This is a genomic window from Nocardioides abyssi (assembly GCF_030412915.1).
Taxonomy (GTDB): Bacteria; Actinomycetota; Actinomycetes; order Propionibacteriales; family Nocardioidaceae; genus Nocardioides; species Nocardioides abyssi.
This window is the reverse complement of sequence record NZ_JAUHJR010000262.1, coordinates 1-226: the sequence shown is the minus strand read 5'-3', so window position 1 is coordinate 226 and position 226 is coordinate 1. Positions and strand designations below refer to the sequence as shown.

General features: G+C 80.5%; 1 protein-coding gene. It reads left to right on the top strand.

Annotated features, from left to right (window positions below):
- Window positions 1-226, top strand: a 226-nt coding sequence (locus QWY29_RS20710; protein WP_300963096.1) for a hypothetical protein, incomplete at both ends; no start/stop codon positions are given.

Here is a 226-nt window from a genome sequence, read left to right as displayed (position 1 = left end):
GCCGGACCCGGAGCCCAACCCGGAGCCCGAGGTCGAGCCCGAGCCGGAGCCGGAGCCGGAGCCCGAGCCCGAGCCGACCACCACCCTGGTCCACCCGCCGGTCGAGCCGCCGGCGCCCGACCCCGTCGAGGACGGCCGCCACCTGGCCGCGTCCGTGGTCGAGGTGGCCGCCCAGGCCCTGGCGCGCATCCGCGCCACCGAGGAGGCGAGCCGGCTGCACGTCGCC